The organism is Micromonospora xinjiangensis (assembly GCF_056150165.1).
The window spans coordinates 35,760-49,920 of sequence record NZ_JAXCFO010000006.1; the positions used below are offsets into that span (position 1 = coordinate 35,760).

Here is a 14,161-nt window from a genome sequence, read left to right on the forward strand (position 1 = left end):
GGCGCGCGACCTTGCGGCGGTCGCCGAAGCGTTCCGCCGGCCGGCGTGGTCAGGCCCGTCCACCGCCGGCGTCGGCGGTGGACGGTGCGGCGAGGTCCGCCGGGTCCACGCCCAGCGCGGCGGCGAGCGCCGGGGCCCCGGCCGGGGTGAGCCGGACGGCCCGGCCGGCGCCGCGGGCGAGCCAGCCCAGGTCGAGCAGGCGGGCGCAGAGCGCCGCGCCGAGGGCGCCCGAGAGGTGGGGGCGGCGCTCGGTCCAGTCCAGGCAGTCGCGCAGCAAAGGCCGGCGGGAGTCACGCAGCGGCGCGACGGGCAGCCCCATCTCGGCGCACCAGTCCAGGCCGGACGCGGTGAGCGTGAGGCCGCCGGCCCGGTCCAGCAGTCCGCGGCGCAGCAGCGCGTCGTGGACCCGCACGCCGAGCCGGCCGGCGAGGTGGTCGTAGCAGGTCCGGGCGTACGCCAGGGCGGCGCCGGCCCGCGCGGCGCGCAGCGATCGGGTCGGGGCGGCCGTGGTGCCGACCCGGACGGCGAGGTCCTCGACGAGCTGCGCCACGCTCGGGTCGGCGAGCCGCAGGTAGCGGTGCCGCCCCTGCCGTTCCTGCGCCAGCAGCCCGCCATCGACCAGTCGGGTGACGTGTTCGCTCGCGGTGGAGGGGGCGACCCCCGCGGCCCGGGCCAGCTCGCCGGCCGTCCAGGCCCGACCGTCGAGCAGGGTGAGGCAGATCCGGGCGCGGGTGGTGTCGGCCAGCAGCCCGGCGAGCTGGGCCAGGCCGACGGCGTCGGCGGTGGACGGGTGCATCCGCCCATGCTGGCACGCCGACGCTTCGGCCTCCGCCGACGCTCTTTACAACGTTGTATGCATCGTTGTAGGAAGGGACGCGAGTCACACCGACGTCCACTCCACGCGAGGCAGGTCTGATGGGACATCTCCGTCGCGGCGGCGCGATCGCCGCCATACTCGGTCTGCTGCTGGCCGCCGCACCGGCCGCCGCCGACCCCCGCTCCGGGTCCGGCTACCACAACCCGATCTCGGCCGGCGCGGCCGACACCTTCGCCGACCCCGTCATCGTCCGCGGCGACGACGGCAGCTGGTACGCCTACGGCACCACCGACCCGCTGCGGGAGGGCGAGAAGCAGTTCCACGGGGTGCCGATCGCCCGGTCCACGAACCTGGTCGACTGGGTTCACGTCGGCGACGCCTTCGCCCCCGGCCAGCGCCCGGCGTACGCGGCCCCCGGCGCGGCCTTCTGGGCCCCGGACGTGCGCCGGATCGGCGACCGCTACGTCATGTACGTGACCGTCACCGACACCACCGTCTCGCCGGAGGGCAGCGACTACGCCATCGGGGCGGCCACCGCGCCCACCCCGACCGGCCCGTGGACCTTCGCCGACGAGCCGGTCGTCGCGCCGCGCCCCGGCGGCGGGGGTGGGTGGCTGTGGACCATCGACCCGAGCCAGTTCACCGACGTGGACGGGAAGAACTACCTCTACTACGGCAGCTACTACGGCGGGATCTCCGTCACCGAGCTCTCCCCGGACGGGCTGCGGGCGGTCGGCTCCCCCACCCTGGTCGCCATCGACAACAAGTTCGAGGGCAGCTACGTGCTGCGCCACGACGGCCGGTACTACCTCTTCGCCTCCACGGCGAACTGCTGCGCCGGCCCCGCCACCGGCTACTCCGTCCAGGTCGGGCGGGCGACCAGCCCGCGCGGGCCGTTCCTCGACCGCGACGGCATCCCGCTGACCGCGTCCCGCGCCGGGGGCACGCCGGTGCTCACCCAGAACGGCAACCGCTGGATCGGCACCGGCCACAACGGGTTCCTCACCGACCTGTCCGGGCAGGACTGGATCGTCTACCACGCCATCGACCGCGCCGACCCCTACCTCGACGAGCCGTTCGGCATCAACGAGCGGCCGATGCTGATCGACCGGCTGGACTGGATAGACGGCTGGCCGACGGTGAACGCCGGAGCCGGCCCGTCCGACGGCCACCGCCCGGCCCCGGTCACCACCGGCCCGCTCGACGCGCGGTTCGACACGGCCGGCCTGGCCGGCTGGCGGCGGGTCAGCGGCGACTGGCGGGTGGCCGACGGCCGGCTCACCGGCACCGGCGCGCTGGCCAGCCGTACCACCGTCGGCGGTGACCTGCGGGCGGAGGCCGACCTGCGGCTGACCGGTGCCCACGCCGCCGGGATCACCCTCGCCGACCGGGTCGAGGTCCGCGTCGACCCCGCCGGCAACCGCCTGGTGGCCCGCGACGGCCACCGTACGGCCAGCGCCGCGCTGCCCGGCGGCTTCGACGCGGCAGACCGGCACAACCTGGCCGTCGAGGTACGCGGCCGCCAGCTCGTCGCCGAGCTGAGCCCGGCCCGCCTCGGTGACCAGCTCGCCGTGGTGTCGCTGCGGCTGGACCGCCCGGTGCCCGGCCGGGTCACCCTGCACGCCAGCGGCGGCGCCGCGGAGTTCGACAACGTCAGCGCCGCCCGGCTCCACCGGCCGGTGCGGAGCGCCGTGCCGCAGCCCCGCGCCGGACGGGTGCTGCCGGCGTACTCCGACGAGTTCGGCGGCTCGCTCGGGCCGGCCTGGAGCTGGGTGCGGACGGACCCGGCGGCCACCGTGTCGGGCGGCGCGCTGCGCTGGCCGACGCAGGCCGCCGACCTGACCGGCACCGGCAACACCGCCGGTGTGCTGCTGCGGGACGCGCCGGCCGGCGACTACGTGGTCGAGACGAAGGTGACCCTGGACCTGGGCGAGGAGACCGTCCGCAACTACCAGCAGGCCGGCCTGGTCGCGTACGTCGACGACGACCGGTTCGCCCGGCTGGCCCAGGTGGCGATCTGGAACACCCGGCAGGTGGAGTACGGCTACGAGCTGCCCTACGCCGGCCAGCCGGTGTACGGCGGCACCATCGTCGGCACCCCGGCGAGCACCACCTGGCTGCGGTTGGCGCACCACGTCGACCCGGCGACCGGCGAACACGAGTTCCGGGCCGGCTCCAGCCGGGACGGGACGCACTGGACCTGGGGTGGAGTGTGGACGTTCCCGGCCGACACCACACCCCGGATCGGCCTGGTCGCCCACGGCGGCGCCGAGCCGCCGGTCACCGCCGAGTTCGACTACCTGCGCTTCTACCGCTGAGGGGAGACCGCACGGCCCCCGTCGTCCGGTGGCGGGGGCCGTCCGGCTGTCATCCGGCGGCCGACGAGGCGTCCTGGGCGCCGCGCCAGTCCGAAGCCGACAGCGGGGTGACCAACCGCGTCTCGCCGTCGTAGCTGCGGGCCGCCACGAACTCCCCCGCCGGGCGGTCACCGCCGACGACGGCCCGGGCCTGCCGGCGGTCGGCGTCCCGGAACCGCAGTGCGAGGCTCAGGTGCGGAACCCACTGCCCGGGCAGGTGCCACGGGCGTGGGCCCGGCGCGTCGGCCAGCACGTCCCAGACCGCCCCGTGCAGGGCGAGCAGCCCGGGCGTGGGCCGGACGCGCCACACCAGCGGCGCGCTGCCGTCCAGCACCGCGACCCGGTCGACGCGCGCGGGCAGCGGCAGCACCGCGTCGAAGAGATCCGAGAGCCGCTGCTCGACCCCGGGCGGGAAGTCGTCCACCGCGGCGAGCGTCAGGTGTGGCCGGTTGGTGGGGTGGGTGTGGCGGGCCAGGCTGGGCAGGCCGCTGGCGGCCAGCCGGTCCCACGCCGCCCGCACCGCCCCGTCGAGCTCCGCCGAGCAGAGCAGTTCGACCGTACGCACCCGCCCACGCTAGTGGCCCCGCGGCCGGGAGGGGCCGAGGGGGCCGGAACCCCGACGCGCCGGCGCCGCCTCAGAGCCAGCCGTTGGCACGGGCCGTGCGGATCGCGTCGGCCCCGTTCTCGGCGCCCAGCTCGCGCCGGTGTCGCGCGGCGAGACCACCGTGGCGGGGGTCCGGCGGCGGGTTGTGCCGGTCGGCGCGGCGGGCCCGGCGCGGTGATGAAAGGCTTGTCACATGAGTTCGGCACAGACCCACACCACCGACCCGGCCGGCGACGACGCGACGGGCTTCGCGGAGCTGGGGCTCCGCCCCGAGCTGCTGGGGGCGCTCGCCGCCCTCGGCTACGAGGAGCCCACCCCGATCCAGCGCGAGGCGATCCCGCCTCTCCTGACGGGCCGGGACCTGCTCGGCCAGGCCGCCACCGGCACGGGCAAGACGGCGGCCTTCGCGCTGCCGCTGTTGCAGCGCATGCCCGCGCACCGCGAGGCCGGCGACCCGGTGGCGCTGGTCCTGGTGCCGACCCGGGAGCTCGCGGTGCAGGTCTCGGAGGCCTTCCACCGCTACGGCCGGGAACTCGGCGCGCGGGTGCTGCCCATCTACGGCGGGCAGCCAATCGGCCGGCAGCTGCGTGCCCTGGACGCGGGCGTGGACGTCGTGGTGGCGACGCCGGGCCGCGCGCTGGACCACATCGCCCGCGAGACGCTGCGCCTCGGCCAGCTCGCCACCGTGGTGCTCGACGAGGCCGACGAGATGCTGGACATGGGCTTCGCCGAGGACATCGAGGCGATCCTGGAGCACGCCCCCGCGCGGCGGCAGACCGTCCTCTTCTCGGCCACCATGCCGTCGCGGATCGACGGGATGGCCCGGCAGCACCTCACCGACCCGGTGCGGATCCTCATCGAGCGGGAGCAGCCGGTGGCCGGGGAGGCGCCCCGGGTGCGGCAGAGCGCGTACCTGGTGGCCCGGGCGCACAAGCCGGCGGCGCTCGGCCGGGTGCTGGACGTCGAGTCGCCCACCGCGGCGATCGTGTTCTGCCGCAGCCGGGAGGAGGTGGACCGGCTCACCGAGACGATGAACGGTCGTGGTTACCGGGCCGAGGCGCTGCACGGCGGGATGAGCCAGGAGCAGCGTGACCGGGTGATGGGCCGGCTGCGCGCGGGCACCGCCGACCTGCTGGTCGCCACCGACGTCGCGGCCCGCGGGCTGGACGTCGAGCAGCTGACCCACGTGGTCAACTACGACGTCCCGTCCGCTCCCGAGTCGTACGTGCACCGCATCGGCCGGGTGGGCCGGGCCGGCCGGGAGGGGGTGGCGATCACCCTGGCGGAGCCTCGCGAGCACCGGATGCTCAAGACCATCGAACGGGTCACCGGGCAGCGCATCGCCATCGACACCATCCCCACCGTGGCGGACCTGCGCACCCGGCGGCTGGAGCTGACCCAGGCGGCGCTGCGGGAGAGCCTGCTCGAGGACGACCTGGAGCCGTTCCGGGTGATCGTGGAGTCGCTGACCGACGAGTTCGACCTCATGGAGGTCGCGCTGGCCGCCGTGAAGCTGGCGCACGAGACGACGTCGCCGGGCGCGGACGACGAGGAGGAGATCCCGCAGGTGTCGCTGCGCGGCCCGCGGGAGGGTGCCCGGGGTGGCGAGCGGCGCACCGGCGGGCGGCCCCGCGCGGGCGGCACCACCCAGGTCTTCATCGGGTTGGGCCGGCGCGCCGGGGTGCGGCCCCAGGACCTGGTGGGCGCCATCACCGGGGAGACCGCGGTGAGCGGCCGGGACATCGGCTCGATCGAGATCGCCGACCGGTTCTCGCTGGTGGAGGTGCCCCACGCCGTCGCGGACGAGGTGATCGCCGGGCTGCGCGCCAGCACGATCAAGGGCCGCAAGGCGACGGTGCGCCGGGACCGTGACGGTGACGACCGGGACCGCCGGGAGCGGTCGTACGACGACCGCCGCGACCGCCCGTACGGCGGTGACCGGCGGGACCGGCGCGAGCGGGACCGGCGGGACTTCCGGGGCCGTCCCTGAGAACCCGGCCCGGGGACGCGGAAGGGCCCCGCACCGCTCGGCGGTGCGGGGCCCTTCGCCGTCCGGTCAGGCGGCGGCGAGCGCCGGACCCTCCAGCGACTCCGTGTCGATGTCGGCCGGGCGCAGCGCCAGGGCGAGCACGTCGGCGACGTCGGACAGGGTGTGCACGGTGAGCGCCTCCCGCACCTCGGTGGGCAGGTCGTCCAGGTCCGGCTCGTTGCGCTTCGGGATGATCACCTCGGTGAGCCCGGCCCGGTGCGCGGCGAGCAGCTTCTGCTTCACGCCGCCGATGGGCAGGACCCGCCCGGAGAGCGTCACCTCGCCGGTCATGCCGAACTCCGGGCGCACCGGCCGGCCACTGGCCAGCGACGCGAGGGCCGTCACCATCGTGATGCCGGCGCTGGGCCCGTCCTTGGGCACCGCGCCCGCCGGCACGTGCAGGTGGATCCGCCGCCCGGCGAGGGCGTTCGGGTCCAGCCCGAGCCGGCGCCCGTTCGAGCGCAGGTACGACAGCGCGATGTGCGCGGACTCCTTCATCACGTCACCGAGCTGGCCGGTCAGGGTCAGCCCCGGCTCCCCGTCCATGCTGGTGGCCTCGATGAAGAGCACGTCGCCGCCGGCGCCGGTGACCGCCAGGCCGGTGGCCACGCCCGGCACCGCCGTGCGCTCCGCCGACTCCGGGGTGAACTTCGGCCGGCCCAGGTAGCGGGCCAGGTTGTCGGTGTCCACGTGGACCGGCGTCGGGTCGGTGGCCAGGGTGACGGCCACCTTGCGCAGGATCTTCGCGAGGGCCCGCTCCAGTTGCCGTACGCCGGCCTCGCGGGTGTACTCCCCCGCGATCAGCGCCAGCGCGTCGTCGGCCACGGTCACCTCGTCGGCGGTCAGTCCGGCCCGCTCCCGCTGCCGGGGCAGCAGGTGGTCCCGGGCGATGGCCACCTTCTCGTCCTCGGTGTACCCGTCCAGGGTGACCAGCTCCATCCGGTCCAGCAGCGGCCCGGGGATGGTCTCCACCACGTTGGCGGTGGCCAGGAAGAGCACGTCGGACAGGTCGAGGTCGACCTCCAGGTAGTGGTCCCGGAAGGTGTGGTTCTGCGCCGGGTCGAGCACCTCCAGCAGGGCGGCGGCCGGGTCACCGGCGTAGCCGACGGCCAGCTTGTCCACCTCGTCGAGGAGCACCACCGGGTTCATCGATCCCGCCTCGCGCAGCGCGCGGACGATCCGGCCGGGCAGCGCCCCGACGTAGGTGCGCCGGTGGCCGCGGATCTCCGCCTCGTCGCGGACGCCGCCCAGGGACACCCGGACGAAGTTGCGGCCGAGTGCGCGCGCGACCGACTCGCCGAGGCTGGTCTTGCCGACACCGGGCGGGCCGGCCAGGGCGAGCACCGCGCCGGAGCCGCGGCCGCCGACGACGCCGAGGTTGCGCTCGGCGCGGCGGTTGCGCACCGCGAGGTACTCCAGGATGCGGTCCTTCACGTCGGACAGGCCGGCGTGGTCGGCGTCGAGCACGGCCCGGGCCGCGGCCAGGTCCGTGTTGTCCGTGGTACGCGTGTTCCACGGCATCTCGAGGACGGTGTCCAGCCAGGTCCGGATCCAGCCCGCCTCCGGGGAGGCGTCGCTGGCCCGCTCGAGCTTGCCGACCTCGCGCAGCGCCGCCTCGCGCACCTTCTCGGGCAGGTCGGCGGCCTCGACCCGCGCCCGGTAGTCGGCCGAGCCGTCCGGCTCGTCCTCCCCCAGCTCCTTGCGGATCGCGGCGAGCTGCTGGCGCAGCAGGAACTCCCGCTGCGACTTCTCCAGCCCCTCGCGTACGTCGTTGTTGATCTGCTCGGTGACCTCCTGCTCGGCCAGGTGCTCCTTCACCCAGCCGACCAGCAGCTCCAGGCGCGCGGTGACGTCCGGCGCGGCGAGCAGCTCGGTCTTCTGCTCCAGGCTCAGCCAGGGCGCGTAGCCGGCGGAGTCGGCGAGCTCGGAGAGGTCGGTCATCCGCTCCATGGCGTCGATGACCTGCCAGGCGCCGCGCTCCTGGAGCACGGAGGTCATGAGGGCGCGGTACTCGCGGGCGAGTTCCCGGGCCCGGCCGGCGGGAGCGGGTTCGTGCAGTTCGGTCGCCTCGACCCAGAGCGCGGCGCCCGGTCCGGGCACGCCGGAGCCGATGCGGGCACGGGTCAGGCCGCGGATCACGGCGGCGGGCTCGCCACTGGGGAGCCGGCCGACCTTCTCGATGGTGGCCACGGCGCCGACCGGGCCGTACTCGCCGTCGATGCGGGGCACGGCCAGCAGCTTGCGGTCGCCGGTGGCGCGGGCCGCGTCGACCGCGGCCTGGGTGGTCGGGTCGAGGGTCACCGGGATGACCATGCCGGGCAGCAGCACGGCGTCGGTCAGTGGAAGTACCGGAAGAGTTGCCATCGAACACCTGCTATCGCATTGAGTTGAGCGTGTCTGACTCAAGTCACCAGGCGTTCGCTTTCTTCCGACCTGTGAGCCAGGCCACTCGCCGGGGCGCCGCGGAGGGTGGGGACCAGCAGCTCCCGCAGCAGCGGCGCACCGCCGGCCAACGCCACCGCGAGCGGGATCGCCAGGCTGGTCAGGGCCAGTGCGACCACCATCCGGCCGGGCAGCCCGGCGACCAGCGCGACGACGGCCAGCGCCGCGCAGACGACGAGCTTGACCCGGGTGCGGGCGACCGGGATCAACGGGTGCGGGGACATCGGTGTCTCCTCTCGGGCGGATTCAGAGCAGGACGAGCAGGCCGGCCCCGACGACCGCGGCCGGAACGGTGGTGATCACGGTGGCGACGGCCGCCGAATGCCGGCGCAGCGCGGCGAGCGGGATGAGGGCGTCCCCGTCCTGGCTGATCGCGTTGGCCACCAGGGTGGGCAGCGGCAGCCCACCGCTGACGTAGAGGCCGGTGAAGACGATCTGCACGGCACAGCCGGGAATCAGCCCGATCCCGGCGCCGACCAGCACGCCGAGCAGCCCGGTCAGCGCGAGCTGGGTGCCGTCGAAGCCGGTGGTCGTCGTCACCACCTGCCAGCCGACGTACGCCACCGCGACCCAGACCGTGATGAACGACGCCTCGTGCGCGCTGTGCCGCAGGGTCGCCCGGAACGAGGTCGGATGGGCGGTCTCCAGGCTGTCGTCGGCGAGGCGTCCCCGGCCGGCCGCGAAGATCAGCGCCGCGACGACGGTGCCCAGCACACCGAGCGCCAGGTACGGGTCGACCCCGCCCGTGGCACGGGTCAGCACGCCGGGGTCGACCATCTGGAAGACCACCGGCACCGACACCGCGAAGGCGGGCGTGGTGAGCCCCCAGAACGCCGTGGAGGCCGGGACCCGGGGCAGCACCCCACCGAGCAGCCGCCGGGACGCGGCGAGGTCGGGCCCCCCGGCGGCGGCCAGGCCGGCCGGGACCGGGGCGGGCGCGGGCGCCTCGATCACGGTCGCCGTGGGCTCGGCGCGACGACGGCGCAGCGACCGCGCGGGGTCGATGCCGAGGGCGTCCACCACGTACCCGGTGACGAGCCCCACCGCGAAGAGCAACAAGTGGATCTTGACGGCGAACAGCGGGTTCCAGGCCAGCACGACCCACGAGGAGTCCCCCATGGTCGCCGTCAGCGCGGCGACGACGGTCCCGAAGGAGACCTTCCGGCGCGCGTAGAGCGGCATCAGGATGATCGCCCCGCCGCAGCCGGGGCTGACGCCCAGCAGCGCCCCGACCAGCGGACCGAGCCGGGGATGCTTCGTGAGACCGTCGGTCGCCCGGTCACCGTAGCGCCAGCGCAGCCAGCCGAAGAGCGCCACCATGACGGCGACGTAGACACCGACCTGCATGAACGCGTCCGCGAGCGGGCGGAGCACCAGCTCTGTCACGGCACACCTCCTCCTCCGGTACGGGGATCGCCGGGCCGGCCGCCGCGGGGACGGCCCGGCGCGACGACGTCAGATCACCTGCTCGCGGCCTTGCCGGACAGGCCCGGGTTGGTGCCGTAGAGGCGCGGGTCACCCGGCGGCAGGACCGGCTCGGGGGCGTGCGCGCGCGGGCTGTCGTCGTACCGGAACTCGCCCCTGCCGTCCGGGCTCGGCCCGGCCGCCCAGCGGCCCTCCGACGCGTCCGTGCCGGGTGAGAAGTCCAGGTAGGTGTAGCCGAACTGCTCGGTCAGCTCCGCCGAGTCGGGGAAGGCGTCGGGCACCGGCATCTCCTCCAGGCCCTCCTCCTTGAGCTGCTCGATGGCGGCCAGCCACATGTTCTGGTGCATGGTGTCGCGGGCGAGCAGGAAGCGGAGCATCTGCTTCACCCCCGGGTCGTCGGTCATGTGGAACAACCGGGCCACCTGCAGGCGGCCCTGCGCCTCGGCGGTGACGTTGAGGTGGAAGTCGGCCAGCAGGTTGCCGCTCGCGGTGATGTACGAGCCGTTCCACGGCACCCCGACGCTGTCGACGGGCAACGCCCCGCCGCCGCCGTGGATGAAGTGGGCCGGGTTGGAGCCGCCGTAGATCGCGCCCACCATCGGGTTGTCCTCGGCGGCCTCCTGCAGGGACAACGGCGCGTTCTCCAGCAGGCGGGTGATCATCGTGGCGATCATCTCGACGTGGGCCATCTCCTCGGTGCCCACGTCGAGGAACAGGTCCTTGTACTTGCCCGGCAGCCGGCAGTTCCAGCCCTGGTAGAGGTACTGGTTGGCGACGGTCATCTCGCCCCACTTGCCGCCCAGGATCTCCTGGAGCCGGCGGGCGAACGCGGCGTCCGGGCCGTCCGGCTTGGCCTCGAACTGCAGGTCCTTCACGTGGCTGAACATGTGTCCTCCTCGGCGCCACCAGTGCGGGCCCGAGGACTGTTCCCCTCGCGCTGGCCCGGCAGGGCCAACCGGCGACCCCGCAGGGTCAGGCGCCGGTGATGCGCGGCAGCCGCACCTCGATCCCCACCCCGCGCGGGCGGATCCGGTGCACGTGCACCGAGCCGCCGTCGGCGGCCACGAGATGCCGGACGATCCACAGCCCCAGCCCGTGCATCCCGGCGCCGGGCTCGGGCCGGCGCAGCGCGTCACGCAGCGCCGCGTCCACCCGCCCCTCGTCGGTCACCAGGAGGCTGAGGCCCGGGCGGCGCAGGGCCGCGTAGAGGCCGACCTGCCCGTCGGACGGACCGTGGCGCAGCGCGTTCTCCACCAGGTTGACCAGCACCTGTCGGGTGCTCCGCGCCAGCACGGGGCACTGCGCCGCCCGCCGGGTGGCCCGGGCCCGCCGACGGTGCGCGGGCACCAGGCCGGCGACCTCGCGCAGGAGCCCGGCCAACGGCACGGTCCCCTCCGACGGGCCCGCGTGCGTCAGCGCCGCCGTGCCCGCCGTGGCGTCGCGCAGCAGCGCGTTCAGGTGTACGGCCTGGTCGCGCGCGAGACGGATGATCTCCCGCCGGTCGTCGCCGGTCAGCTCCGTACGGTCGTCGGCCAGGGCCCGGGTCAACGAGGTGAGGGTGCTGACCGGGGTGCGGAACTCGTGACAGAGCAGGCGCAGCAGGAGTTCCGGGTCGCTCGGGGTCGCCGTGCCGTCGTCCGGCCGGGCCGGCCCGATCCGTCGGAAACCCCGCAGCAGCCCCTGCAACCCGTGCCGTCCACCCATCCGCCCCGACTCCCCTCGTCCCCGCGCTTTCCCGCATGATCGGTACCCGCTCGGGAACGGACCAGACATGTCCGACCTACCCCCGATCCGCCTGGTCGTCGTGGACGACCACCCCTTGTTCGTCCGCGGGCTCGAACTGCTGCTTCCGGCCGCCAGCGCCAAGCGGGCGGAGGTGGTGGGGTCGACCGGCGACGCCTCGGCCGCCGCCTCGCTCGTCAGCCGCTGCCAGCCCGACCTGGCCCTGGTCGACCTGCACATGCCGCCGCCGGGCGGCATCCGCGCGGTGGCGGCCATCCGGCGGACCACGCCCCGCGTCCGGGTCGTGGCGATGTCCGGGGACGACGACCCGGGTCCGGCGCTGGAGGCGCTGCGCGCCGGTGCGGAGGGGTTCCTGCCGAAGAGCAGCGAACCCGAGGAGCTGCTGCCGCCGCTGCTGGCCGTCCTCGACGGCTGGGCGGTGCTCCCGTCGGCGCTGCTGCGGGGGCTCCTGCGCCCGAACCGCCCCACCCCGATCGACCTCGACGCCGAGGAGCGCCGCCTGCTGCGCGCCATCGCGGCCGGGCACAGCACCGTCGAGATCGCCGAGCATCTGCACGTGTCGGAACGCACCGTGAAACGGATGACGGCCGCGTTGCTCAGGAAGCTGCGGGTCTCCACCCGGGCGGAGGCCGCCGCCCTGGCGGGGCACGCCGGTCTGCTCGGGGAATGAGCGGCGCCCAGACGATTTCGGGGCCCACCGTTTTCCGCGGACCGGGGCATTCCCCGGCCTGCCGATCCCGGGACCGGCCATTCCGTGACCCGGCTCGCTATTCGCGGGCGGAATCGCGACCCGCCGAAATGAAAAAGTGCCGTATTCTTGCGGTTTACGGGCACCGTGCGTCAAACTTTGGACCACACCCCGCCCCAGACAGGGAGTAATCGGCGATGGCCAGAAAAGTAATCACGGTGCTGACCGACGACCTCGATGGCGGAAAGGCCGACCGGACGGTCGAGTTCAGCCTCGACGGCGTCGCCTACACCATCGACGTCTCCGACGAGAACGCCGGCGTGCTGCGAAAGGCGCTCGACCCGTACATCAGCGCCGGTCGCCGGATCGGGCGCGGAACGGCGGAGGGTGCTCGACGGCCGGCCCGCACCGGCGGCGGCGCGGGGATGGACCGCGAGCAGAATCGGGCCATCCGCGAGTGGGCCGCGAAGAACGGCTACAAGATCTCCGAGCGGGGCCGGATCCCGGTCGAGGTCGTCGAGGCCTACAAGAACCGCTGACACCGCGTCCGGCGGCGCGCCGGCACCTGCCGCGCGGGGAGCGCGCCCGCACCGACGCCGCTTCGGCCGGCCCGCACGGGCCGGCCGAGACCTCGTTGCGCCACCGGCACACCGACGGCGGCCGGGCCGGTCGGGAGAGGTTCTCCCGGCCGGCCCGGCCGCGTCAGTTGACCTGGATCCGCACCGCGTCGAAGGCGGGGGTCTGGTTGGCCCGCTCCATCATCGGCAGCCGGTGCGACCCGTCACCGGCCCACACCGCGCACTGCGCCGTGCCGGACTCCGGCAGGCCGGGGACCTGGATCGTCACCTCGTCCGGGTCGGCGCCACCCTGGCCGTCCTCGGTGGCCACGAAGAAGGCGGGCACCTCCTGCGGCGCCGGCGGGGCGTCGAGGCTGTCCAGCATCCGGCAGGCCGTGTGGAAGTGGCCCCGCACCAGGCCCTGCTCGTTCAACAGGGAGCTCTCCACGTAGTAGCCGCCCTGAGCGGCCGGCAGGAACCGGTCGCGGACGAGGTTGCGGGTGCTGACCCGCAACGTGAAGGGCTGGTTGCGGCCGATCTCACCCGGGAAGTCCGTGATCAGCAACGAGGGGTTGTTGGCCGCGGCGCCGACCTCGCCGAACGCGGTGCTGACGCAGCGGTTGCCCTGCTGGAAGCCGTCGTGCGCCTGCAACCGGCTCTCGTCGCAGTTGTTCGCGAGCACGCCCAGGCCGGCACCCGGGCCGCCGTTGTCGCCGCCGCCGTTGTCGCCGCCGCCGTTGTCGCCGCCGCCGTTGTTCCCGCCGCCGTTGTCGCCGCCGCCGTTGTTCCCGCCGGAGCCGTTGTCACCGCCGTCGTCCACCGGGGCCACCTGGCACTCGGCGAGCCGCGCCAGGTTCGCCGGACGCGGCCCGAAGCGGTCGATGGCGTTGGTGATCCGGTCCAGCGTGGCCCGGCGCTTGGCGGCCAGCGGCTGGAGGATCGCGGTGCGGATGAACTGCTCACCCCGGCCGCCGTCCGCCGCCAGCCGCCGGTCGGCCTCGGCGATCTGGGTCTGCAACTGGGCGAGGTTGCGCTCGACCTCCGCCCGGGCGCGGCGCGGCACCTCGGGCAGCTCGCCCGCGACGTCCGGGCAGGCGACCGCGGAACCTCCCGCGCCGCTGCCCGAGCCGGGCGGCTCCTGGCACTGCTGCCCATCGCCCCAGTGGTTGCGCACCCACCGACCGTCCTGCCAGGTGCGGGTGGTGGATTCCCGCCCGGACGGGGTCGCGCCGGGGCTGGGCTGGACGCAGGACCCGGCGGCCGGTCGGGGCCTGTTGGACCGGCGGTCCTCGGCCGACGAAATCTGGGTCACGGCGACGATCCCGCCGAAGACCGCGAGCGTGCCGACCACGGCCAGCAGACGCCTGCTCCGCGCGTTGCCGGGCGACCGGCGCGCCCGTGTGGACCTGCGCATCGAATTGTTCTCCTTCGCGATCCGGTGGTGGATCCGAGCCCTCGGCGGACCGTCGGAATTGCAGCGTCAGGCCACGACTGGGCAG

Annotated in this window: 11 protein-coding genes and 1 pseudogene; 4 read left to right on the forward strand and 8 right to left on the reverse strand. The window is 74.8% G+C overall.

Translation table 11 applies throughout. The features are described 5' to 3' along the window. Positions 1-49 precede the first annotated feature (49 nt). Positions 50-796: an ArsR/SmtB family transcription factor gene (locus SM573_RS21675; RefSeq protein ID WP_474616919.1), complete on the reverse strand. Its 747-nt coding sequence runs from the start codon at positions 794-796 to the stop codon at positions 50-52. Positions 797-915: 119 nt separating this feature from the next. Between SM573_RS21675 and SM573_RS21680 the strand changes: the two genes are divergently transcribed. Next, complete coding sequence (locus SM573_RS21680) at positions 916-3,135, forward strand: family 43 glycosylhydrolase (RefSeq protein ID WP_474610389.1); 2,220 nt, start codon at positions 916-918, stop codon at positions 3,133-3,135. Between the two features lie 49 nt (positions 3,136-3,184). On the opposite strand, the gene SM573_RS21685 is transcribed toward SM573_RS21680, so the two are convergent. Then, on the reverse strand, positions 3,185-3,739 hold the full coding sequence (locus SM573_RS21685; protein ID WP_474610390.1) for a 2'-5' RNA ligase family protein: 555 nt from the start codon (positions 3,737-3,739) through the stop codon (positions 3,185-3,187). A gap of 232 nt (positions 3,740-3,971) precedes the next feature. On the opposite strand from SM573_RS21685, the pseudogene SM573_RS21690 reads away from it, so the two are divergent. Next, positions 3,972-5,678, forward strand: a pseudogene (locus SM573_RS21690) (DEAD/DEAH box helicase); the annotation flags it as partial. A gap of 156 nt (positions 5,679-5,834) precedes the next feature. Here SM573_RS21690 and lon read toward each other — a convergent pair. The 5 genes from lon to SM573_RS21715 form a co-directional block, all read right to left on the reverse strand. Beyond that, on the reverse strand, positions 5,835-8,171 hold the full coding sequence (lon, locus tag SM573_RS21695; RefSeq protein ID WP_474610391.1) for an endopeptidase La: 2,337 nt from the start codon (positions 8,169-8,171) through the stop codon (positions 5,835-5,837). Positions 8,172-8,209: 38 nt separating this feature from the next. Further along, positions 8,210-8,473, reverse strand: coding sequence for a hypothetical protein (locus SM573_RS21700; protein WP_474616920.1), 264 nt, complete (start codon positions 8,471-8,473; stop codon positions 8,210-8,212). Positions 8,474-8,495: 22 nt separating this feature from the next. Beyond that, positions 8,496-9,635 (reverse strand): putative manganese transporter, encoded by a 1,140-nt coding sequence (locus SM573_RS21705; RefSeq protein WP_474610393.1) that lies wholly within the window; start codon positions 9,633-9,635, stop codon positions 8,496-8,498. A gap of 74 nt (positions 9,636-9,709) precedes the next feature. Beyond that, the gene (locus tag SM573_RS21710) at positions 9,710-10,561 is read right to left on the reverse strand and encodes a manganese catalase (RefSeq protein WP_474610394.1); all 852 of its coding nucleotides are present in this window, start codon (positions 10,559-10,561) and stop codon (positions 9,710-9,712) included. An 85-nt stretch (positions 10,562-10,646) separates the two neighbouring features. After that, positions 10,647-11,378 carry a sensor histidine kinase gene (locus SM573_RS21715; protein ID WP_474610395.1) on the reverse strand — a complete coding sequence of 244 codons (732 nt, stop codon included), beginning with the start codon at positions 11,376-11,378 and terminating at the stop codon, positions 10,647-10,649. 67 nt (positions 11,379-11,445) lie between these two features. Between SM573_RS21715 and SM573_RS21720 the strand changes: the two genes are divergently transcribed. After that, on the forward strand, positions 11,446-12,087 hold the full coding sequence (locus SM573_RS21720; RefSeq protein WP_474610396.1) for a response regulator: 642 nt from the start codon (positions 11,446-11,448) through the stop codon (positions 12,085-12,087). Positions 12,088-12,302: 215 nt separating this feature from the next. Continuing rightward, positions 12,303-12,644, forward strand: coding sequence for a histone-like nucleoid-structuring protein Lsr2 (locus SM573_RS21725; RefSeq protein ID WP_474610397.1), 342 nt, complete (start codon positions 12,303-12,305; stop codon positions 12,642-12,644). 163 nt (positions 12,645-12,807) lie between these two features. On the opposite strand, the gene SM573_RS21730 is transcribed toward SM573_RS21725, so the two are convergent. Further along, positions 12,808-14,076: a hypothetical protein gene (locus tag SM573_RS21730; RefSeq protein WP_474616921.1), complete on the reverse strand. Its 1,269-nt coding sequence runs from the start codon at positions 14,074-14,076 to the stop codon at positions 12,808-12,810. Positions 14,077-14,161 lie beyond the last annotated feature (85 nt).